The 21,844-nt window shown below is 69.6% G+C and carries 16 protein-coding genes; 11 read left to right on the forward strand and 5 right to left on the reverse strand.

Annotated features, from left to right (window positions below; all coding sequences use genetic code 11):
* The first annotated feature begins 72 nt into the window (after nucleotides 1-72).
* The gene (locus ACFXIV_RS29645; RefSeq protein ID WP_379398820.1) at nucleotides 73-2,322 is read left to right on the forward strand and encodes a hypothetical protein; all 2,250 of its coding nucleotides are present in this window, start codon (nucleotides 73-75) and stop codon (nucleotides 2,320-2,322) included.
* Nucleotides 2,319-4,133 carry a hypothetical protein gene (locus ACFXIV_RS29650; RefSeq protein ID WP_379398819.1) on the forward strand — a complete coding sequence of 605 codons (1,815 nt, stop codon included), beginning with the start codon at nucleotides 2,319-2,321 and terminating at the stop codon, nucleotides 4,131-4,133. The genes ACFXIV_RS29645 and ACFXIV_RS29650 overlap by 4 nt, the downstream gene beginning before the upstream one ends.
* Before the next feature lie 67 nt (nucleotides 4,134-4,200).
* Here ACFXIV_RS29650 and ACFXIV_RS29655 read toward each other — a convergent pair whose 3' ends face one another.
* Nucleotides 4,201-6,099 (reverse strand): glycoside hydrolase family 15 protein, encoded by a 1,899-nt coding sequence (locus ACFXIV_RS29655; protein WP_379399020.1) that lies wholly within the window; start codon nucleotides 6,097-6,099, stop codon nucleotides 4,201-4,203.
* A 237-nt stretch (nucleotides 6,100-6,336) separates the two neighbouring features.
* On the opposite strand from ACFXIV_RS29655, the gene ACFXIV_RS29660 reads away from it, so the two are divergent.
* Together ACFXIV_RS29660 and ACFXIV_RS29665 are read left to right on the forward strand one after the other, a co-directional pair.
* The gene (locus ACFXIV_RS29660) at nucleotides 6,337-6,573 is read left to right on the forward strand and encodes a hypothetical protein (RefSeq protein WP_379398818.1); all 237 of its coding nucleotides are present in this window, start codon (nucleotides 6,337-6,339) and stop codon (nucleotides 6,571-6,573) included.
* Between the two features lie 128 nt (nucleotides 6,574-6,701).
* On the forward strand, nucleotides 6,702-6,950 hold the full coding sequence (locus tag ACFXIV_RS29665) for a hypothetical protein (protein ID WP_379382328.1): 249 nt from the start codon (nucleotides 6,702-6,704) through the stop codon (nucleotides 6,948-6,950).
* 69 nt (nucleotides 6,951-7,019) lie between these two features.
* On the opposite strand, the gene ACFXIV_RS29670 is transcribed toward ACFXIV_RS29665, so the two are convergent.
* Nucleotides 7,020-8,063, reverse strand: a complete 1,044-nt coding sequence (locus ACFXIV_RS29670) for a M48 family metallopeptidase (RefSeq protein WP_379398817.1) — start codon at nucleotides 8,061-8,063, stop codon at nucleotides 7,020-7,022.
* 145 nt (nucleotides 8,064-8,208) lie between these two features.
* Here ACFXIV_RS29670 and ACFXIV_RS29675 point away from each other — a divergent pair, with 145 nt between their 5' ends.
* The 6 genes from ACFXIV_RS29675 to ACFXIV_RS29700 all read left to right on the forward strand — a co-directional run bounded on the left by ACFXIV_RS29675 (nucleotide 8,209) and on the right by ACFXIV_RS29700 (nucleotide 13,976).
* Nucleotides 8,209-8,298: an Ms4533A family Cys-rich leader peptide gene (locus ACFXIV_RS29675; protein WP_328601465.1), complete on the forward strand. Its 90-nt coding sequence runs from the start codon at nucleotides 8,209-8,211 to the stop codon at nucleotides 8,296-8,298.
* Nucleotides 8,299-8,488: 190 nt separating this feature from the next.
* Nucleotides 8,489-9,526 (forward strand): sulfate ABC transporter substrate-binding protein, encoded by a 1,038-nt coding sequence (locus tag ACFXIV_RS29680; protein WP_379398816.1) that lies wholly within the window; start codon nucleotides 8,489-8,491, stop codon nucleotides 9,524-9,526.
* Nucleotides 9,527-9,651: 125 nt separating this feature from the next.
* A complete protein-coding gene (cysT, locus tag ACFXIV_RS29685; RefSeq protein WP_379399019.1) occupies nucleotides 9,652-10,461 on the forward strand; it encodes a sulfate ABC transporter permease subunit CysT in 810 nt (269 codons plus the stop codon).
* Nucleotides 10,462-11,271 carry a sulfate ABC transporter permease subunit CysW gene (gene cysW / locus ACFXIV_RS29690; RefSeq protein WP_379398815.1) on the forward strand — a complete coding sequence of 270 codons (810 nt, stop codon included), beginning with the start codon at nucleotides 10,462-10,464 and terminating at the stop codon, nucleotides 11,269-11,271.
* Nucleotides 11,268-12,263: a sulfate/molybdate ABC transporter ATP-binding protein gene (locus tag ACFXIV_RS29695; RefSeq protein WP_379398814.1), complete on the forward strand. Its 996-nt coding sequence runs from the start codon at nucleotides 11,268-11,270 to the stop codon at nucleotides 12,261-12,263. The genes cysW and ACFXIV_RS29695 overlap by 4 nt, the downstream gene beginning before the upstream one ends.
* A 144-nt stretch (nucleotides 12,264-12,407) precedes the next feature.
* Nucleotides 12,408-13,976, forward strand: coding sequence for a flavin-containing monooxygenase (locus ACFXIV_RS29700; RefSeq protein ID WP_379398813.1), 1,569 nt, complete (start codon nucleotides 12,408-12,410; stop codon nucleotides 13,974-13,976).
* Between the two features lie 28 nt (nucleotides 13,977-14,004).
* On the opposite strand, the gene ACFXIV_RS29705 is transcribed toward ACFXIV_RS29700, so the two are convergent.
* Both ACFXIV_RS29705 and ACFXIV_RS29710 read right to left on the reverse strand, forming a co-directional pair.
* Entirely contained in the window at nucleotides 14,005-17,208 is a 3,204-nt protein-coding gene (locus ACFXIV_RS29705) for a carboxyl transferase domain-containing protein (protein ID WP_379398812.1), read from the reverse strand.
* A gap of 748 nt (nucleotides 17,209-17,956) precedes the next feature.
* Nucleotides 17,957-19,075, reverse strand: a complete 1,119-nt coding sequence (locus ACFXIV_RS29710) for a CobW family GTP-binding protein (protein ID WP_379398810.1) — start codon at nucleotides 19,073-19,075, stop codon at nucleotides 17,957-17,959.
* A 118-nt stretch (nucleotides 19,076-19,193) separates the two neighbouring features.
* On the opposite strand from ACFXIV_RS29710, the gene ACFXIV_RS29715 reads away from it, so the two are divergent.
* Nucleotides 19,194-20,807: a helix-turn-helix domain-containing protein gene (locus ACFXIV_RS29715; RefSeq protein ID WP_379398809.1), complete on the forward strand. Its 1,614-nt coding sequence runs from the start codon at nucleotides 19,194-19,196 to the stop codon at nucleotides 20,805-20,807.
* Here ACFXIV_RS29715 and pucL read toward each other — a convergent pair.
* Nucleotides 20,789-21,709: a factor-independent urate hydroxylase gene (gene pucL, locus ACFXIV_RS29720; RefSeq protein WP_379398808.1), complete on the reverse strand. Its 921-nt coding sequence runs from the start codon at nucleotides 21,707-21,709 to the stop codon at nucleotides 20,789-20,791. The two genes, ACFXIV_RS29715 and pucL, sit on opposite strands and share 19 nt — an antisense overlap.
* Nucleotides 21,710-21,844: the final 135 nt, after the last annotated feature.

Genomic DNA, 21,844 nt, shown 5'->3' on the forward strand with positions numbered 1-21,844 from the left:
AATAGGGTGTGAAACGAGTTTGGTTCAGCGGCCCGCACGGCGGGTCGCCGAAGCCCTGAGAGCGGAGCCCAGATGACGCGTGATCTGCCCTTCGACGATGCTGCCGGTGCCGGTGACGACGACGGAGACGCCGCCTACCGCATTGCCAACGGAGTCGCGCGCGTGGCCAGGGCAGGCGCGTACGTCACCGGTGGCGCGCTCATCGCCGCCGGCGGCAATCGTGGCGGCACCCCGGCCATCAACCACGACAGCAAGAACGTGGGCTGGTCGCAGGTCGAGGACCCGCAGCCGAATGTGCCGAGCCCGACCATCACCTTCCCCGACCTGACCGCGGATTCGGTGCTCCCGCACCACGGTCCGGCCGCCGCCGCGCCGGTGAACGGGCACTTCGGCCCGCTCGGCGACTACCAGCACGGCACCGACGCGGGCCTGTTCCCGTCGCTCGACGCGATCCCGGCCAACGACCCGGCGATCTCCGGCTTCCACGGCCTCGGCCTGCCCGACACCGACACCGGCGCGTCCGGCCTGCCGACCTACGGCCCGCGTCCCGGCTGGGGTCTGCCGCTCGATACCGAGCAGCAGTCGGAATCGGTTCCGGGACAGGCGCAACCGCAACTGCCGACGCTCGACCAGCAACAGCCGGGGATGCTGCCCGGCCTGCCGACCCTGCCGGGCACCGCGCTGCCCGGGATGGGTCTGCCCGGGCTCGGCCTGCCCGGCACCGATGCCATGCACCTGCCCGGCGCGGGCGGGGCGATGCACCTGCCCGGAATGAACGGCGCGTCGTTCGCGCCCAACGGGCAGACCGGCCTGCCCGACCACTCGGGGGCCTTCGACGGCGTCGGCGCCACCGGCGGCGACGGCGCCGGCATGTTCGTCGGCACCAACTGGGCCTTCGACGCGCACGTCGGGCTGGACGGCATGTGGTTCCACTCGAACCTGTCGGCCGATGTCGGCGTCGGCGCGGTCGGGCATCAGCTCGATGCCTTCGGTCAGCAACTGGGACAGGGGATTTCGCACATCCCGGCGAACACCACACTGCCCAACAACGGCGGCGCGCCCAGCCTGCCGGGTGCGGACAAGCCCAACAATATGGGCCAGCCATTCGGCTCCTCGAACTCGTCGGCCACCACCGGCACCCCAGCCCTTCCGGGGCCGGGACACGGCCCGGCCGATTCCCCGGCGGGCAGTGCCGGAGCCCCCACTTCCGCTGTGCCCGGTGCGAATTCGCAGCTTCCGGGGGCCGGTTCGCCGGGCGGCGCGTTCACGCTGCCCGGTGCCGCCGCGGCGCCGTCGAATCCGATCTCGCTGACCACCATTCCGGCCGCGCAGACTGCTCCAGTCGCGCCCGCCGCCGTCACCCCGGTCTCGACGCCGGTCGCCGCACCCGTGGTGCCTGTGGCCGCCGCGCCCGTCGCGGTCGCGCCGGTGTCCATGGCGCAGCCGGTCGCGGTGACGCCGTTGCAGACCACCATTCAGCCCGATGCCGCCAACCAGCCGATCGCGAATCTGCTGTCGACGCACGGCGGTCCGTCGCCGCTGACCGCGCCTGCGGCCGTGGCCCCCGCACTGTTCGATCATGGTCGCCAGCCGGTGCTGGCCAGTGGTGAGCCCACCGCGCCCGTCCACCCGTCGCCGCTGATGGACAAGCCGGTCCAGCCGGCGGCCACGCCGGCGCCCGCTCCGCACGTCAGCGTGCCGGCCAAGACCGATCCGGCGCCGGTGTTCACCACCGTGCCGCCGATTCCGACCACCAAGATCCCGGGCCTGGACCCCGATCTCACCAAGGGCGGCAGCACCCCGGTGGTGACTCCGCCGGTGACCCCCGGCGGCGACACCGACGTCACCGTCAAGCCGCAGAAGCCGGTCGACGATTCCGGCACCCACGGCAGTACGCCGACCGTCACGGTGCCGACCGACGAGCCCGTGCCGACCCATCAGCCGACCGTCACCAACCCGGCGCACCCGACCGTCCCGACGGCGCAGCCGACGGTGCCGACCGTGCCCGATCACAGTGGGCAGCCCAGTGTTTCGGTCGCGCCCGCGCCGACCGTCGCCCCGGTGCCGACCGTGCAGCAGCCGATCACCACGCCGCCGCACATCGACCCGCCGCAGCCGGTGAAACCCATAGCGGACCAGTTCGATTCGGGTAACCACGTGCTGCCGATCGCCGACGACTCCGCGCTGCACCCGCTTTCGGTGCACGACGGCGGTCTGCTGGTGCACGATGCCGGGCTGTTCTCCGGCCTCGGTCCCGATGCCTCGTTCGTCGACGCCCACTCCCCGGTGCAGGGTCCGGGCGATCACATGCTGCTGCTGTGAGCGCCGCCGGTCATCAGGTAGCGGTGAAGAATCCCGATGCGCTGGGTCCGCTGGTCGACCTGCTCGACCGGCTGCTCGAACTGACCCACGCCTCCGGCCGGCTCGATCTGTCCGGGCGGCTGGGCATCGCGCGTGCGCGCCTGGCCGACCCGCGGGTGCGGCTGGTCGTAGTGGGCGAATCCAAGAGCGGGATGAGCACGCTGGTCAACAGCCTGGTCGGGGCCGCGGTGAGCGCCACCGAGGGCCAGGCCAGCGTCCCGGTGATCGCCGAGTACGGTCCGCAGCCGAGCGCCACCCTGGTGAAGGCGAGCCCGGGCGGCACCGCCCAGCGCACCGCCGTGGATCCGCAGGCCGCACTGGCCGAGCTGGATTCCGGGGATGTCATCCGGGCCGAGTTCACCCAGCCCAGCCCGCTGCTGGCGGAGGGCTTCGTGGTGCTGGACGCGCCCGGCGCGCCCGCCGAGGCGCCGGCCACCTGGTCGCTGATCGCCGCTGCGGACGCGGTGCTGTACGTGGCCGATGCCCGGGCGCCGTTCACCCCGGCGCAGATCGAGCAGCTGCAGCGGATTCAGCAGGTCTGCCCGACGGTCGTCTGCGTGCTCAACAAGATCGACCAGTATCCGCAGTGGCCGCAGGTGCAGCAGCACGACCGGCAGCTGCTCGACGACGCCGGGCTGGCCTTCGCGGTGGCCCCGGCCTCGGCGCGGCTGCACGAGCACGCCGCCGCCGCGGGGGACGCGCAGCTGGATCTGGAATCCGGTGTGCCGCAACTGCTCGACCATCTGCGCTCCTATGTGCTGGGCCGCGCGGACGCCGTCGCGGTGGAGGCCGCGGTGCGCGACATCCGGCTCATCACCGACCATCTGTCGCTGGCCCTGCGCAGTGAGGCCGAGACGCTGCGGGATCCGCGCCGGCTGACCGTCATCACCGAGCAGCTGCGCCGCACCCGAGAGGAAGCCGAGCAGCTCCGCCAGCGCTCGGCCAACTGGCAGGTCACCCTGGCCGACGGCGCGGGCGAGCTGATGGCCGACACCGAACACGATCTACGGCACCGGCTGCGCAGCCTGATCCGCGACGCCGAGGCCGACATCATGAAGGGCGATCCGGTTCGGCGCTGGGCGGATTTCGGCGCGGATCTGGACGCCAAGATCTGTGAGGCGGTGGAGGAGAACTTCGTCATCGCCCACTACCGGTCGGTGGAGCTGGCCGAGCAGGTGGCGGCGAAGTTCCCCGACAGCGGCATCCCCACCCCCGATCTCAAGCTCGACAATCCGGGCGATGTCGGCGCGGTGCTGGAACCCGTTGCCGCGCTGGACAATCTGGACAGCGCCAAGCACGGCATCACCCAGCAGGTGCTGACCGCCCTGCGCGGCTCCTACGGCGGCCTGCTCATGGTCGGCCTGATCACCAGCCTGCTGCACATGTCGCTGGTGAACTGGTACTCCGGCGGCGCGGCCGTGCTGCTGGGCGTGAACGCGCTGTGGGACGACCGCAAGGCCCGCCGCCAGCGCCGCCAGGCCGAGGCCAAGATGGCGGTGGCCCGGCTCATGGACGATGTGATCTTCCAGGTGAGCAAGGAGTCCCGCTACCGGCTGCGCGCGGTGCAGCGCAGCCTGCGCGATCACTTCACCGAGATCGCCACGGCCACACTGCGTTCGGTGGACGCCTCGCTGCGCGCCGCCGAGGAGGCGGCCACCGTGCACTCGGGTGCGGGGCGGGAGGCGCGGCTGACCGAGATCGAGCGCTCGCTGGTCCGGTTGCGCGATATCCGCGAGCACGCGGATGCGATCGGCGAGAACCCCTCGTACTGACGAGAACACCTCGTGTAAAAAGGAATCGGCCGCGAGAGCGGCCGATTCCTTTTCCCGCATGCCTTTCTCAGCGCCCCGGGTGTGCCGGATGGAACTGGCCGGTGTGCCGGGATTCTTCCCCCCGGATCACGTGCATGACGGCATTGATGAGCGCCAGGTGGGTGAACGCCTGCGGGAAGTTGCCCAGGTGGCGTCCGGTCCGCGAGTCGATCTCCTCGGCGTACAGCTTGAGCGGGCTGGCGTAGCCGAGCAGCCGCTCGCACAGTTGCCGGGCGCGGTGCAGCTCACCGATTTCCACCAGCGCCGACACCAGCCAGAACGAGCAGATGGTGAACGAACCCTCCTCGCCCGACAGGCCGTCGTCGGTGGTCTCGGTGCGGTAGCGCAGCACCAGGCCGTTCTCGGTCAGGTCGTCGGCGATGGCCAGCACCGTGGCGCGGACCCGATGATCGGTGGGCGGCAGGAAGCGGACCAGCACCACCAGCAACAGCGAGGCATCCAGGGTGTCGCTGCCGTAGCTCTGGGTGAAGACGCCTTGAGAGTTCACGCCGTTGTCGAGGATGTCGGCGCGGATCTCGTCGGCGATATCGTGCCACTTCTTGGCGTAGTCGAATTCCCCGTGCAGCTCGGCCAGTTTCGCGCCACGGTCCAGCGCCACCCAGCACATGACCTTGGAGGACGTGAAGTGCTGTGGCTCGCCGCGCACCTCCCAGATGCCGCGATCCGGGTTGCGCCAGTTCTCGATGGCGGCCTGCACCTGCCGTTCGAGCATGGGCCACAACGTTTCCGGTACCTGCTGACGCGATTTCACGTGCAGGAAAACGGAATCCAGAATCGTGCCCCAGATGTCGTGCTGGTCCTGGTTGTAGGCGCCGTTGCCGATCCGCACCGGCCGCGCGCCGTCGTAGCCGGACAGGTTCGGGAGCTCGGATTCGGTTATCTCACGTTCCCCGCCGATGCCGTACAGCACCTGCAGCGGAGTGGGCTTCCCCTCGTCGTCCGTGGTGACGTCGTGCAGGAAGGCGAAGAAGTCGTCGGCCTCGCGATCCAGCCCGAGCGTGTACAGGCCCCACAGTGCGAACGACGAGTCGCGCACCCAGGTGTAGCGGTAGTCCCAGTTCCGTTCGCCGCCAGGGGTTTCCGGTAGCGAGGTGGTTGCGGCGGCCAGTAGCGCCCCGGTCGGCGCGTAGGTGAGGCCCTTCAGCGTCAGCGCGCTGCGTTGCAGGTACCCGCGCCACGGATGGTCAGGGAAGCGCCCCAGCGTGATCCACTGCCGCCAGCACTCGGTGGTCTGCCACATCTTCTCAGCCGCCTCGGCGAAGGTGCGCGGCGGCGGCAGGTCCGACCAGGACAGGGCCACGAACACCTCGTCGCCCTCCTTCATCCGGGTGCGGGCGCGGGCCTCGCGGCCCTCCAGCCCCAGCCGCAGATCGGTGGTCAGCGTCAGGCTCGGGGCGCCCTCGATATCGCAGGTGGCACTGGCCCTTTCGTACACGTCGCCGCTGTAGTGCCAGGTGGCCGGGCCGCGGTGGTAGTCGAAGGCGGGCTCGCAGCTCATCTCCAGTTCCACCACGCCGTTCACGCATTTCACCGTGCGCAGCAGCATGTGCTCGGCATCCCAGTCCATGGGCGTGCGCTTGTGGCTGCGGCTGCGGGAGCGGTTGTTGTGCCACGGACCCAGCACCAGCGCGTCGCGCACGATGAGCCAGCCGGTCTCGGTCTGCCAGGTGGTCTCCACGATCAGCCCGCCCGGCAGATACCGGCGCGCGGCGGGCACATTGCGGCCGTAAGGGCCGAGGCGGAAATGTCCGGCGCTGCGGTCCAGCATGGCTCCGAAGACACTGGGGGAGTCCGGGCGCGGCACACACATCCACTCGACCGAGCCATTGCGGGCGATCAAGCAACTGGTCTCGCAGTCGGACAGAAAGGCGTAGTCGTCGATCGGGGGATACACCGAATGATGCATGCCGCCGACGGCGGAAGGCAGGAAGCTGTCGGACAGGGTCGGGTCGGTCCGGTCCAGTCCGTCGCGCGGTGCGTCCACCTCGGACGGTTCATCGCAGGTTTCGGCAGGATCGACGTCGATCTCGCTGCCGAGCGGCCGTTCGCTGTTCTCGGGCTCGTCGTACGACTCCATACCCAACATCATCGGCCCGGGCAGCCCGAATCGTCCACCGCCGCGATGTCGGCCTAGGCTGGGGTCGTGCATGCGATTGCAGGATGGTGGGACGGCGTCGAACTCTGGGTGGCCGGCCTGCCGTTCGTTCCCCAGTTCGCGGTGGTGCTGGCCGCCATGGTGCCGGTCTGCCTGGCCATCGCCTACCTGCTCGACCGGACGCTGCGGGTGGTGCTGCACGTGCTCGGCCGTGATCGGATCGCCGCCCGGGAGACCGCGATCCCCGCCACGCCTTCGCGCCGCATCCGGAAGGAAGCCGCCTGAGATGCCTCGCTCTCGTGTCCAGCTCGCCCTGATCGCACTTCTTGTTCTCGTAGTCGTCGCCTGGTTGTTCACTCGCTGAGCGAGTTTCGGTACCACTCGGGCGAATTCTCGGCGTACTGTGCAGACCCATGTCAACCGATGAAGGCCTGGAACTGGTGCTGTCCGAAGAAGACTTCGAGGACGAGCCCCGTCTGATCGCCACCCACTTCTGCGGCCCCGACGAGGCCATCGACATGGTGAAGGCCGCCCAACTGCTGGGCCTGGGCGTGCGCCTCACCAACCGTATCCGTCCCGACGAGGAGGATGCCGAGAGCGCCACCGAGGAGTGGATCCTCGACATCCTCGAGACCCCGCCCGTGGTCGAGGGCGACGAGTAACCCTGCGGGTTACCGAGCTTCGACTCGAATGGGGGTGCGGGCGCTCGGCCCGGCACCCTCATTTCCCTGTCAGTCGTCGGATCCGCGGATTCGCTTGCCCAGCTTCGAGAGTGTGTCGCTGACTTCCTGACCCACCGTGCCGACCGCGGCCCCGACATCGCGGCCGAGGTTGCGCACGGTGCGGATCAGGGGGTCCTCGGACTGGTCGAAGTTCTCCCGGTAGGACCGGGCGGCGTGTTTGATCTCCTCGCTGATGCGGGCGTTCTTGTCCTGGTCCCGGCGCGGGTACTGGCCGTCGAGAATCCGGTCGTAGTCGCCGCTCGCGATCCAGCGTCGCAGTTCGGCGGCCCGCAGCACCGAGAACGGATGGGTCTGCAGCTCCAGATTGAGGAGTTTGAGCACGCCGTCGCGCAGGTCGCCGGCCCGGTCGTAGTCATCGGCCTGGGCCAGGAAGGCGGCATGGCTCATCTGGTCCACCCGCGATCCGCCCGCCAGCTTCATGTGCACCCGGACCGACGCGTCCACGTCCTGTCCGACCAGCAGCCCGGCCCGGTCGCCGGACAGTTCGGATTTACGGCTCCACTCCAGCAGCGCCGCCACGATGGCGCGTAAAGCCCAGCCGCCCACCGGCATCCAGCCGACATTGGCTGCCAGCCGCATCAGGTGCATGAGCATGGTCCGGTAGACCGCGTGCCCCGACAGGGCGTGCCCGAGCTCGTGGCCGACCACGAACCGCAGTTCCTCGTGATCGAGCAGATCCAGCAGCCCGGTGGTCAGCACGATGAACGGCCGGTCCATGCCGATGGTGAAGGCATTGGCCTCCGGCTGCTGCAAGACGAACATCTCCGGCGTGCGCTGCGCGTCGAGGATCTTCACCGCGTCCTCGCGCAGCTGATGGATGTTCTTGAACTGCCGTTCGTCGACCCGTACCGCGGTCGCCAGGTACATGAGCCGGTGCTGCCGCTCCTGCAACAACCCGGACAGTGTGCGCAGCAGGGTGTCGAATCCACTCAGCTGCCGCAGCCCGACCAGTGCGGTGCGGTCGGCGGGATGCTCCCAGGCGCGAGTGGAGATGCCGGGGAACTCCCGGCGGAGACGAGCGGGTGTGGTCATCGATTCCCCCGTGTGTGTGCAGCAGGCGACGCGGTATCGGGCCGCTCGATACAGTCTGCCGCGTTCGTCCAGGGTTGTGCTCGAGTCGATTCCAACCGCCGTCCGAAATTCGCCACCTGACGTGCTGCTCTGCTAAAGTCGCCGGGTGTCTTCGAGTGTTGTGCCCCAGGTCCGCCATGAATTGGCGTTGATCGCTGTGGGTTGCCTCGCGGTCGCGGACATTCACTGTCGCTGATGGCCGATCGGGCACTGCTGCACGTCTGAGTAGACTTGGCGCGCGCATTTTTCGCAGTTCGTGTTCGTCCCCCGGCGGCCCTCGGGCCGGAGCGCCACCGTTGCGACATCCCACGCGACGGGTCTACGGCAGTACGTTCATTCCCGCCGGTCGACGTCCCACCGGCGGGTGCCCTGAAAGGTCCACGCCGATGTCGCGCAATATTCGTCTGTCCCGCCGATCTACCTTCGCCGTCGCCCTCACCGCGGTCGCGGCCACCGTGCTCACCGCCTGCAGCGGCGGCGCGAGCGACACCAAGGACAGCGGTCCGGCCAGCGGAGGCGGCGGCAATATCAACCTCTACGCCTACTCGGTGGCGAAGGCCGCCTACGACAAGGTGATTCCGGTCTTCAACAAGACCGACCCCGGCAAGGGCACCCAGTTCCAGGCCTCCTACGGTCCCTCCGGCGATCAGTCCCGCAAGGTGAAGGACGGCGCCGAGGCGGATGTGGTGAGCTTCTCCGTCGAGCCCGACATCACCCGCCTGGTGGACTCCGGTCAGATCGACGCGGGCTGGAACTCCGACGCCAACAAGGGTGTTCCGTTCGGTTCGGTGGTGGCCATCGCGGTCCGCAAGGGCAATCCGAAGGGCATCAAGAACTGGGACGACCTGCTCAAGCCGGGCATCGAGGTGGTCACCCCCAACCCGTTCAGCTCGGGCTCGGCCAAGTGGAACCTGCTGGCCCCGTACGCCGCCAAGAGCGAGGGCGGCAAGAACCCGCAGGCCGGTCTGGACTACCTGAGCCAGCTGCTCACCCACGTGCACGTGCAGCCGAAGTCGGGCCGCGAGGCCACCGACGCCTTCCTGCAGGGCACCGGTGACGTACTGATCAGCTACGAGAACGAGGCCATCTTCTCCGAGACCAAGGGCGATCCGATCGAGCACATCGTGCCCGACACCACCTTCCGGATCGACAACCCGGTCGCGGTGCTGAAGAACGCCAAGAACCTCAAGCAGGCCATCGCCTTCCGCGACTTCCTCTACACCAAGGACGCGCAGCAGGCGTTCGCCGAGGCGGGCTTCCGCCCGGTCGATCCGCAGGTGCGCGCGGACCACGCCAAGGACTTCCCGACCCCGCAGAAGCTGTACACCATCGACGATCTGGGTGGCTGGAAGGTCGTGGACAAGGATCTGTTCACGCCGAACACCGGTTCGGTGGCCCAGATCTACGACAAGGCCACCAAGTAGCCGGGTGACCTGCGACACAAGCGATACTCGAAACCGTGAGTGACAGCAGCTCGAACGCCGGAGCCGATCCTGGTTCCGGCGTTTCGGTAGACGACAACCCGCGTCGGTCGGCGGGTCCGGGCCGGATCCGTTCCTGGTTCCGGGTGAGCGGGTCGGTGGGCCCGCTCGGCATCGGCACCTCCGTGCTGTGGCTCAGCATCATCGTGCTGCTGCCGCTGGCCGCGCTGACCGTCAAGTCCTTCGAGGACGGCTGGTCCGGGTTCTGGGACGCGGTCACCGCGCCCGGCGCGCTGGACGCGCTGAAGGTGACCGTCTTCGTGTCGATCATCGTGACGCTGATCAATGTGGTGATGGGCACGCTCATCGCCTGGGTGCTGGTGCGCGACGAGTTCCCGGGCAAGGGCTTCGTGAACGGGCTCATCGATCTGCCGTTCGCCCTGCCCACCATCGTGGCCAGCATCGTGCTGCTGGCGCTGTACGGGCCGCAGTCGCCGTTCGACATCCATCTCAACGCCACCCAGCCGGGTCTGGTGGTGGCGCTGGCGTTCGTGACGCTGCCGTTCGTGGTGCGGTCGGTGCAGCCGGTGCTCATCGAGGCCGACCAGGATGTGGAGCAGGCGGCCGCGTCGCTGGGCGCGGACAACTGGACCACCTTCCGGACCATCATCCTGCCGACGCTGGCGCCCGCCATCGTGAGCGGCTCGGGCCTGGCGTTCGCGCGCGCCATCGGCGAGTACGGGTCGGTGGTGCTGATCGGCGGCGGCATTCCGAAGAAGACGCAGATGGCCTCGCAGTACATCCAGCAGCAGATCGAGGTGGATCGCCCGGTGAACGCCGCCGCGGTCTCGGTGGCGCTGCTGGCGATCTCGCTGCTCACCCTGTTCGTCCTGCGGGTCACGTCGGACCGCTTGGCGCGCAAGGAAAGGGAGGCGTAGATGAGACTCGGCTTCTGGACCAAGATCTCGCTGCGCACGGTGGCGCTGGCGTATCTGTTCGTGCTGTTGCTGGTGCCACTGGGCATCATCCTGTGGCGCACCTTCGAACGCGGTTTGGGCGCGTTCTACGAGTCGATCTCCACACCCGCGGCGATCTCGGCGTTCAATCTGACCTTGACGATCGTGGCGATCGTGGTGCCGGTGAATGTGATCTTCGGTGTGATCATCGCGCTCGCCCTGGTGCGCGGAAAGTTCCCGGGCCGCAATCTGCTGCAGGCCGTGGTGGATCTGCCGATGGCGACTTCGCCGGTGGTGGTGGGTGTTTCGCTGATCCTGCTGTGGGGCGCCAACGGCTGGTTCGGCGGGCTGGACCACCACGGGTTGAAGATCATCTTCAATCTGCCGGGCATGGTGATCGCCACCATCTTCGTGACGCTGCCGTTCGTGGTGCGCGAGGTGGAGCCGGTGCTGCACGAGATCGGCGACGATCAGGAGCAGGCCGCGGCCACCCTGGGCGCGTCGGGCTGGCAGACGTTCTGGCGCATCACGCTGCCGGCCATCCGCTGGGGTCTGACCTACGGCATCGTGCTGACCGTGGCGCGGGCGCTGGGTGAATTCGGCGCGGTGATCATGGTGTCCACGGGCCTGCCCGGAAAGTCACAGACGCTCACCCTGCTGGTGAACGGGCGATACGTGAACGATCACAACACCTTCGGCGCGTACTGTGCGGCGACGCTGCTCATGGGCATCGCCCTCGTCGTCCTTCTGCTCATGACCCTCCTCGAACGCAAGCGGGGCACTGCCAAATGATCACCGTGACCAACGCGAACAAGCGGTACGGCACCTTCGCCGCTCTCGACGATGTCAGCATCGACATCCCGTCGGGGGAGCTGACCGCGCTGCTGGGCCCGTCCGGTTCGGGCAAGTCGACGCTGCTGCGCTCGATCGCGGGACTGGAGACGCTCGACAACGGCCTGGTCACCATCGCGGGCCGCGATGTCACGAATGTGTCGCCGCAGAAGCGCGATATCGGTTTCGTCTTCCAGCATTACGCCGCGTTCAAGCACATGACCGTGCGCGACAATGTGGCCTTCGGGCTCAAGATCCGCAAGCGGCCCAAGGCGGAGATCAAGAAGAAGGTCGACGACCTGCTCGAGATCGTCGGCCTGGACGGCTTCCAGCACCGGTATCCGGCGCAGCTGTCCGGTGGTCAGCGTCAGCGCATGGCCCTGGCCCGGGCGCTCGCGGTGGACCCGCAGGTGCTGCTGCTGGACGAACCGTTCGGTGCGCTGGACGCGAAAGTCCGTGCGGACCTGCGCACCTGGCTGCGGCGGCTGCACGAGGAGGTGCACGTCACCACCGTGCTGGTCACCCACGACCAGGAGGAGGCACTGGATGTGGCCGACCGCATCGCGGTCATGAACAAGGGCCGCATCGAGCAGGTCGGCACTCCGGAGGACGTGTACGACCGGCCCGCCAATGAATTCGTCATGTCGTTCCTGGGCGCGGTGGCCAAGCTGAACGGGCATCTGGTGCGGCCGCACGATATTCGCGTCGGCCGGGATCCGAGCATGGCGCTGGCCGCGCACGAGGGCACCGCGCAATCCGCCGGTGTCACCCGCGCGACGGTGGAGCGGGTCGTGCAGCTCGGGTTCGAGGTGCGGGTGGAGCTGCGCAACGCGGCCACCGGTGATCTGTTCACCGCGCAGGTGACGCGCGGTGACGCCGCTGCATTGCACCTGGCAGAGGGCGAGACCGTGTACGCCCGTGCCACCCAGATCCCGGAGCTTCCGGTCTCGTAAATGAGTCCCGTTTAAGCGATTTCGGTGAGAAGTCGCGACACGCCCAATTGATCCATCGTTTGGCGAGTTGCCCCGACGCAGGTACGCCGGATCTCGTGCTGAAGTAGCGTGAGCCTCGAAACGTGCAGGTCCAAAGGGGAAATAGTGGACGTGACGAGTGCGGGTGGAAAACGGGCCGGGATCATCGGCGCCGGTATCGCGGGGCTGGTCACCGCGAAAGTGCTGCGGGACGACGGATTCGAGGTCGTCATCTTCGAAAAGGAGGGCGCAGCGGGTGGGGTGTGGATCGAGGCACGGACCTATCCGGGCCTGCGCACCAACAACTCCCGCGATACCTACGCCTACTCCGATCACCCGTATCCGGAGTCGGCCGAGGTGTTTCCGACGGCCGCGCAGGTGCGGGAGTACCTGGCGTCCTATGTGGAGCGCTTCGGGTTGACGCCGCTGCTGCGGCTGTCGACCGAGGTGATCCGGGTGTCCGAGGTCGACGAGGGTTTCGAGCTGAAGATCTGCGGCCCGGACGGGGTCGAGGAGCTGCGGTTCGACTTCGTGGTGGTGTGCGCGGGCGTGTTCTCCACCCCGCGGCTCCCGGTCATCGAGGGCGAGGACGAGTTCGAGGGCGTGCGACTGCATTCCAGCCGGGCCACCGATCCGAGGCTGTTCGTCGGCCGGCGGGTGGTGGTGGTCGGGGCCGGGAAGTCGGCGCTGGACTGCGCGGCCTGGGCGGGGGAGCACGCGCGGGAGTGCACGCTGGTGTTCCGCCGGGCCCATCCGATGCTGCCGCGGTTTCTGCCGGGCCGGGTGCCCTCGGACCGGATCATCCTGAATCGCAGCACCGAAGCGTTCTTCCGCTATCACCGGCAGACCCTGATCGAGCGGTTCCTGCACGGGCCGGGCAAGAGGTTCGCCGAACGGTATTGGCGGGCGGTCTCGGCCTCGATGCGGTTGCTGCTGCGGTCGCCGAAGGTCATGGTGCCGGACGCACCGCTGCCGGCGGGGATCGAGAATCTGGGAGTCAGCGACGAGTTCTTCCGGATGGCCCGGCGCGGTCGAATCGCCTTGCGGCGCGACACCATCGCGGCCTTCCCCGGCGGCACCGCGGTCCAACTGGCGGGGGGTGATCGGCTCGACGCCGATGTCGTCGTCTTCGCCACCGGCTGGCGGCAGGAGCTGGAATTCCTTTCGCCCGAGCTGGCCAAGACCGTCCGGGTCGAGGGCCGGTTCCAGCTCTACCGGCACATTCTGCCGCCCACGCTGCCGCGGCTCGGTTTCATCGGATACGGCTCCTCCGACGCCTGCCAGCTCACCGCCGAGGTGTCCGCACACTGGCTGTCCCAGCATTTCCTGGGTGAGCTCGCCCTGCCGGGCGTCGACGGCATGCACAGGGAGATAGCGCGTGTCGGGACGTGGCTGGGCGAGGTCATGCCGGAGCGGCCCGAGGGCTACTACCTCGGCCCGTACCTGACGCACCACATCGACGAGCTGATGCGCGACATGGGTCTGCCCACCCGGCGCACCGACAACTTCGTCACCGAGTACTTCGACACCCTGCTACCCGGCCGGTACGCCGATCTCACCGAGGAACGCCTGCAGGCCCGGATGTCCGGGTCGCGGCATCGCCGGTATGTGAGCGCCGGCGGTTCGCTCGGCGGAGTCGCGGCGCTCACGATGGCCTATGCCTGCTACCGGAGGATCCGGGGCCGGTGGGTGTAGCGGTGCCGGTTCGCAGCGCGGAGTTCGCTCAGCGCAGGGTCCGCACCCAGCGGCGGGTGTCGGCCGGGTCGATGACGTCGTCGAGTTCGAGAACCGTTGCGGCGGTGAGGGCCTTGCCGCTGTCGTAGGCCGCCTGGACCAGTGCGTCGAAGGCGGCCTGCCGCTGCGCCGGATCCTCGATGGCGGCCAGCTCCTTGGCGAAGCCCAGGCGGACCGCGCCCTCCAGGCCCATGCCGCCGATCTCGCCGGTGGGCCAGGCGATCACGAAGCGGGGTGCGCGGAAGGAGCCCGCCGCCATGGCCTGTGCGCCCAGGCCGTAGCCCTTGCGCAGGATGACGGTGCCGAAGGGCACGTCGAGGGCGGCGGCGTCGATGAACAGGCGGCTGAACTTGGTGACGGTGGCGTGCTCCTCGGCCTCGGGGCCGACCATGAAACCCGGTGTGTCGCAGAGGGACACGATGGGCAGGCCGTGGGCGCCGCAGAGCTGCAGGAAGACGGACAGTTTGTCGGCGGCCGGTGCGTCGATGGCGCCGCCCAGGTGGTGGCAGTCGTTGGCGATGAGGCCGAAGGGGCGGCCCTCGACCCGGACCAGGGCGGTGACGATGCCGACGCCCCAGTCCCGGCGCAGTTCCAGCACCGACCCGACATCCACGATGGCGTCGATGGCGGCGCGAATGTCGAAGGCGCGCAGCCGGTTCTCGGGCACCACGTGCCGGGCCAGGCGGGGGTCGGGTGCTTCCCACTCCGCGTCCGCCCCTTGGAAGTACGAGAGGTAGCGGCGGGCGAGATCGACCGCCTCGGCCTCGTCGGCGGCGACGATGTGAACCACGCCATTGCGGCGCTGCACCTCGATCGGGCCGATGTCCTCGGGCGCGTACACGCCCAGTCCGCCGCCCTCGATCATGGCGGGGCCGCCCATGCCGATATTGGCGTCGGGGGTGGCGATCACGACATCGCACATGCCCAGCAGGGCGGCATTGCCGGCGAAGCAGCGGCCGGAGGCGATGCCGATGAGCGGTACGGTGCCCGACAGCGCGCCCATGGCGCGGAAGGTGGTGACGTCCAGGCCGGAGATGCCGCCGTGGTCGGTGTCGCCGGGCCGGCCGCCGCCGCCCTCGGTGAAGAAGACCACCGGAAGCCGTTGCTCGCGAGCCAGTTCCAGCATGCGGTCGGTTTTGGCGTGATTGCGCATGCCCTGGGTGCCGGCGAGCACGGTGTAGTCGTAGGACATGACCAGTGCGCGGGTGCGGTCCGGGCCGAAGCGGCCGGCATTGATGGTCGCCACGCCCGCGATCAGGCCGTCGGCGGGGGTGTTGGCGATCAGGTCCTCGAGGCTGCGGCGGCTGCGCTGGGCGGCGACCGCCAGCGCGCCGTATTCGACGAAGCTGCCGGGGTCGACCAGGTCGGTGATGTTCTCCCGGGCGGTGCGGCGGCCGAGCCGATGCCGCTTGGCGACCGCGGTCTCGCGCCGGGCGTCGAGGGTGATGTCGTGGCGGTCCAGCACCTCGGCGAGGTCGGCGCGCACCGAATCCAGGTCCACCACGGTCGATTCCGCGGCCGGGCCGTCATGATCGGCGGCCACCCAGGTGACCAGGATGGCGTGCGGGTCGACCACGTCACCCGGTGTGACCGCGTGCCGCAGCACCCGCAGCGGTTCGGTCGCGCACAGCACGTGCTGCATCTTCATGGCCTCCAGGACCGCGACCTCGGCTCCGGCGGCGAGCACCGTTCCGGGCTCGGAGAGTGAGACGACGGTGGCGCCCATCGGGGAGCGCAGGGCCTGTTCGCCTGAGTCCAGATCGAGCTCGGCGGCAGCGGCCTGCCGTACCGGCTGCGGTCCGGTCGGATCCTCGAAACCCTCTGCCCGGGAGCGCAGGTCGTCGAGGCGCTGCTCGAACCAGGCTGTGCTCACCGGGCCCGCGTCGCCGAGTTCGGCCAGCACGGCGCGCAGCAGGTGCAGGTTGGTGTCGACGCCGCTGATCACGGTCTCGGCCAGCGCGTCCGAACACCGTTGCAGCGCGGCGCGGTACGACGGCGCGGACGCGATGATCTTCGCGAGCAGCGAATCGAACTGCACCCCTTGCCGCATCCCCACCTGGGCGGCGGTGTCGACCCGCACGCCCGTGCCGGTCGGGGCGTCGAAGCGGCTGATCACGCCGGTGCTGGGCAGCACCGCGCCGTCGGCCGCGAGCAGTTCGGCATTGACCCGCGCCTGCACGGCGTAGCCGCGGGTCTCGTTCTTGGGCAGGTCGAGTTCGGCCAGCGTGCGGCCCTGTGCCAGATCCAGTTGCAGCGCGACCAGATCCACGCCGGTCACCGCCTCGGTCACGGTGTGCTCGACCTGCAGGCGCGGATTCACCTCCAGGAACCAGACATTCGTGCCGTCCACCAGGAACTCCACGGTGATGACGCCCCGGCAGCCCACCGCCTCGGCGATCAGCACCGCCTCCCGCTGCACCCGATCCCGCACGGCCGCGGGCAGTTCCGGCGCGGGCGCGATCTCGATGAGCTTCTGCCGCCGCCGCTGCACGCTGCAATCGCGGTCGCCCAGCGCCACCGCGCCGAGCCCGTCGGCCACCACCTGCACCTCGATGTGCCGCGCCCGGTCGACCAGGGCTTCGGCGTAGACGCTGTCGTCGCCGAATCCGGCGCGGGCCTCGGCCCGGCAGCGTTCGACGGCCTCCGCCAGCAGCGCCGCCTCGGTCACGGGCCGCATGCCGCGGCCGCCGCCGCCCGCGGCGGCCTTCACCATGACGCCGCCGGGATGTTCGGCGAGCAGCGCGGCGATCTCGTCCGTTCCGGCTCCGGCCCGGGTCGCGGGCAGCACGGCCGCCCCGGCCCGCGCGGCCGCCTCGCGCGCCGCGACCTTGTCCCCGAAGATCCGCAGCACATCCGGTGCGGGCCCGGCGAAGGTCAGCCCCGCCGCCGCGCAGGCCGCCGCGAACTCCGCACTCTCGCTGAGGAATCCGTACCCCGGGTGCACGAGCGCGCCCGGTCCGCAGGCGGCCGCGGCCCGCACCACGGATTCGACATCGAGGTATCCCGCCGCGCCGCTGCCCGGCAGCACGAGCGCCCGGTCGGCCAGCCGGACCGCCAGACTTCCGCTGTCCTCGGCGGTGTGCAGTACCTCCGTCACATATCCGAGCTCCCGGGCCGTCCGCACCACCCGGACCGCGACCTCACCACGATTCGCCACCACAACTCGCACGCCGCCAGGCTCCACAACTCGCACGCCGCCAGGCTATGGCACGAATCACCCGGAACGGTCAGAACTTCGTGACATGGCAGTCGTAGTTGCGTTGGTGGCGCCGGCCGCGACGGCTCGGTGATAACGGGCGGCCGGCTCGATATTCGGATGGTCGGGCATATCACCCACCGGGCCAGTCGAACACGGCGGCGGGTGCGGCGGGGGCTATGTTCGGGGCATGCATTGGGATCAGATGACGGCCACGCCAGGTGCGCTGCGGACGGCCGCGGCGCGGCTGCGGCGCGGGGTGGGGCAGCTGGAAATCCTGGCGGCCATCATCGAGGCGGCGGACGGGCCGTGGCTGGGGGCCATGGATTCCGATGGTCGGGGGACCGCCGAGCTGCGCATGCACCTGGCGGGGAAGTACCGGTTCACGGCGGTGGTGACCAGCGCCGGGAAACTGTCCCTGGCGGAACTGAACTCGCCCGGGCGCGGGAAGCGGGCGGAGCTGGTGCTGTCCACCAAGGCGGCCCAGCGCAAGGGCTGGGACGAGCCCAAGGACATGCCCAAGCCGCAGGAGTGGGTGGACTACGTGGTCGGGTGGGTCCAGGCCGCCAGCGCCGCCGTCGGCCGGCGGGACGTGGTGGAGTGGCTGCTCAGGGGCGCCGACCAGCGGCTGGCCGCGATGAACGACAGCGTCGAGACCATGCGGGCCGCCCTCGCCGAACGCGAGCAGATGCGGGACGAACTGGCGGCCGAGGTCGCGGAGCTGCGGGCAGAGCTCGAGGCGGAATCAGCCCTCGCCGACAAGCGCGTCGTCGTCGGCGACGTAGCGCCAGACGGGGAGGAGGGCGTGGTCGTCGAGGGGGTCGCCGGCGAGATGGGCGGTGGCGCGGAGGCGGGCGGTGACGGCGTCCGCGTCGAGGCCGGAGCCGATGAGGACCAGGTTGCTGACCCGGGGTTCGTGGCGGGTCCAGGCGGTGGGCTCGATGGTGATGTGGCGGCCGACCATGTGCAGCACGAACTTTCGCGGGTCGTCGGGGACGGCGAAGGCCAGCACGCCCTTGGCGCGGAACAGGCCGGCGGGCGGATCCTCCAGTAGCGCAATGAGTTCGCGCGGATTCAGGTCCGTGTCGGAGGTGAAGGAGACGCTGTCGTAGGCGTCGTGCAGGTGCCGATGGTCGCGGCAGTCCCCGCCGTGCTCGTGGCAGTGGTCTCCATGCTCATGACGGTGGTCTCCGTGCCCGTCATCCGTGTGCTCGTCGAGCAGTAGCTCGTCGAAGCTGAGCTGTTCACCGACGCGCGGCCGGTGCGGTTCGCGGGTGGGGACGTCGAACAGCAGGCCCGGGTCGACGCGCCCATGGCTGGTCGGATACACCGGGACCTGGCCGACCAGGCCGGTGATCTCCGACCGCAGCCGCTCCAGCGCGGCCGGCTCGACGCGGTCGGCCTTGTTGAGCACCACCAGATCCGCCATCCGCAGATGCGTCGCGAGTTCCGGGTGCAGTTCGCGGCTCGCGGGGAAGTGCTCGGCGTCGACCACCTCGACCAGCCCGCCGTAGCGAATGCGCGGATTGTCGCTGTTCACCACCATGCGTATGAGATTGCGCGGCTCCGCCAGTCCGCTGGCCTCCACCACGATGACGTCGATCTTCTGCCTGGGATGCGCCAGCCGGTCGAACAGGTCGTCCAGTTCGCTGACATCCACCGCGCAGCACACGCACCCGTTGCCCAGCGAGACCATGGCGTCGACCTGCCCGGCCACCAGCATGGCGTCGATATTGACCGCGCCGAAGTCGTTGACCACCACTCCGATTCGCGTGCTCCGGGTCCGCAGCAGCCGGTTGAGCAGCGTCGTCTTCCCGGCGCCGAGGAATCCGGCCACGATCAGGACTGGAATGCGGCGGCTCACGGCGACCACCCTACCGACCGGCTGTGAGCCCGCCGCAGCACGCCGGAAACCGCGTGGAAATAACAGCCTCCTACCGTGACGGACTATCCGGACCGACCACGGGAGGTGCGCTGTGCGGGTGCGCGACATTCTCGATGCGCCGCAGTTGCGGATGCGGCTGCTGCATGGGGACGCGGGGGAACTGGATCGGCCGGTCGCCAGGGTCTGTGCGACGGACATGCCCGACCCCCGGCCCTTCGTGACACCGGGCGCGCTGGTGTGTACCGGATTGGTGTGGCGGCAGCAGGCGACGGACGCGGACCGCTATGTGGGCCTGCTGGCGGGTGCCGGGGTCGCCGGTGTGGTGGCCGGGCAGGCGCTGCACGGGCACGTGCCCGAGGACGTGGTCGAGGCCTGTCGCCGGCACGGATTGCCGCTGTTGTCCGCACCGCAGAGCGTGCCGTTCAGCCGGATCATCGAGTACCTGGCCGAGCAGGCGGCGGAGGTGCGCTGGCGGCGAGTGCAATCGCGCGCCGACCGGCAGCGCAGGCTGCTGACCGCGGTCGCCGCCGGGACGGGTATCGAGACCCTGGTCGCGGATTGCGCGGCGGAACAGCGGGTTTCGGCCTGGATCCTGACCTCGACCGGGACGGTCATCGCCGGCACCGAGGACCTGGCCGAGCCGGACATCGATCGCATCGTCGCCACCGCGCTCACCGCGCCGCGCCTGCCCGCGGTCACCACCGGAGCGATGCGAGTCCTCCAGGTCGGTGCGGGCGACCGCATTACCGCCTGGTACCTGGTGATCCGCCCGTCGGCCCCGGAACTCGACCCGTTCGGCGCGGATCTGGCGGCCGTGGCGGAGCTGTATCGGCAGCGTCGTGCCGACCGGCAGCACCTGGATTGGGAACTGGCCGACCGCTTTCCGGTGCCGTTCACCGAACGGGCGGACCGGTGCGAGGTGGCTCTCGTCTGCGAGGTCCACGCCGCCGACGGGCTGACCGGCTCGGGACGGAAGCCGGATGCGCCGCAGCGCCGACCGCTGTCCGGGGGTGTCGCGGGCGCCATCGAACGGGCGGGAGCACCGGCTCACGGTGCGGGACCTGTGGCACCGCAGCAGGTTTCGACCTGGGCCGATTCGTCCGCCGGACTGCAGGCCGTACGTGCGGCCCTGCACGACGCCCTACCGGATATCGCCACGTCGATCGACCGCGAAGGCAGGCTGGTCGGCGTGACGGCCGGAACCCAGGACGGCATCGCGGCCGCGGTGGTCCGCCGTCTCGGGCGAATCGCACCGGCGCTCACCGAGATTCGGATCGCGGTCGGTGTGGGCGCCCGGCAGCCGGAGGAGACCCTGGCCGGTGCGATCGGCGCGGCGGCCGCCGCCGCCACCGCGGCCCGCGACGACGCGGCCCCGGTCAGCCTGCGGGTGGCCGATATCGATTCGGCCGTCGGCCTGCTCACCGCGGTGCCCGGCGGCCTCCAGCGGCGATTCGCCGAACGCGTACTGGGTCCGGTGCTGGAGTATGACCGGCGGCACGGGGCCGGACTGCTGGAGACGCTGGAGGTGTTTCTCGGGTGCGAAGGCTCGTGGCGGCAGGCGGCCGATCGAATGCACCTGCACCTCAATACCGTTCGTTATCGGATCGGCCGGATCGAGGAGCTCACCGGGCGCGATCTCGGGCGGCTCGACGATCGGCTGGATCTGTATCTGGCGGTGCGCACGCTGGCCGGTCAGACCGCGCCGGTGTAGGGATCCCAGGCGGTTCCGGCGTCCGGGGCGCCCTCGCGCAGCACACTCGCCTGGATCAGGCCGTAGGGGCGGTCGTCGGCGTGGAAGACCTCGCCCTGGTTCGGGACGCCGAAACGGTCTGTGTCATAGGCGAAGTGGTGTTTGTTGGGGGCCGACATGCGGATCTCCGCCAGGCACGGATACGCCGCCAGCGCGGCCCGGCCCATCTCGAAGAGGGTCTGCTGCAGGGCCTTCGAGTGCAGGGTCGCGAAGGTCTCGACTATGACGGCGCGGATCCCGTGGTAGGCGGCATCCCAGTCCTCGGGCGGGGTGGCGAAGCGCCAGCGGGCGATCAGGCTGGTGGCCAGGATCCGGTCGGAGGCGGGTTCGAGGACGGTGAACGGGTCTTCGAGGAAACCCGCGAACTCCGAACCCGTGGACTTCAGGATCACCAGCTCCTTGACGCCCCCGATCACCCACTCGCGGCGGTCGGTACCGGTCCCGCTCACGGTGATCGCCGCGATCCGCACCTCCGGCCCCACCCGCGTCCAGGTGTGGTCGTGCCCGCTGCCGCCGACCGGAACCCGTTGCCACGCATACTCTTCGATCTCGAGACGCGCCGAATCCACGGGCTCGATGTCGTTGACGAAATGCCGGGCCAGTGCCAGCCCGTACTCCTCGATGCTGCCGTCGCCGTGCAGCTTGGCGTAGGTGTAGATGGTCTGCTTCTGCGAATCCGTCGGCAGCACCGCGCCCTGATCGCCGACGGTGTGCGCGTCGTCGAACGCGCCGCGCAGGCACGAGGACACGTTCAGGTCCCGGATCTCGTGCCGGGCGGTATCGCGGTAGATGCGCACCACCCGGTTCTCGGCCTTGCCGTACTGGTGCGGGCCGAGCACGATCCGGCCGCCGGTTTCGCTCATGGTCGCCTCCCGTCGTCGCTGATCACTGTGCCCCACTGTGACGTACGGGAGCCGCCGCACACGCTGGTTCCGAGGACAAAACGCTGTACTCCGCCACCACGACGTTTGGGCGAATCGGACAAAGCCTCGCGGCGC

Origin of the sequence: Nocardia sp. NPDC059236 (assembly GCF_042754085.1) — a bacterium.
GTDB lineage: Bacteria > Actinomycetota > Actinomycetes > Mycobacteriales > Mycobacteriaceae > Nocardia.

Excerpts from the sequence above, each read along its gene's own strand:
- ACFXIV_RS29645 (WP_379398820.1), top strand. The coding sequence starts at position 73 with ATGACGCGTGATCTGCCCTTCGACGATGCTGCCGGTGCCGGTGACGAC.
- ACFXIV_RS29655 (WP_379399020.1), bottom strand. The coding sequence starts at position 6,099 with ATGCATCATTCGGTGTATCCCCCGATCGACGACTACGCCTTTCTGTCC.
- ACFXIV_RS29665 (WP_379382328.1), top strand. The coding sequence starts at position 6,702 with ATGTCAACCGATGAAGGCCTGGAACTGGTGCTGTCCGAAGAAGACTTC.
- ACFXIV_RS29670 (WP_379398817.1), bottom strand. The coding sequence starts at position 8,063 with ATGACCACACCCGCTCGTCTCCGCCGGGAGTTCCCCGGCATCTCCACT.
- ACFXIV_RS29680 (WP_379398816.1), top strand. The coding sequence starts at position 8,489 with ATGTCGCGCAATATTCGTCTGTCCCGCCGATCTACCTTCGCCGTCGCC.
- cysW (WP_379398815.1), top strand. The coding sequence starts at position 10,462 with ATGAGACTCGGCTTCTGGACCAAGATCTCGCTGCGCACGGTGGCGCTG.
- ACFXIV_RS29695 (WP_379398814.1), top strand. The coding sequence starts at position 11,268 with ATGATCACCGTGACCAACGCGAACAAGCGGTACGGCACCTTCGCCGCT.
- pucL (WP_379398808.1), bottom strand. The coding sequence starts at position 21,709 with ATGAGCGAAACCGGCGGCCGGATCGTGCTCGGCCCGCACCAGTACGGC.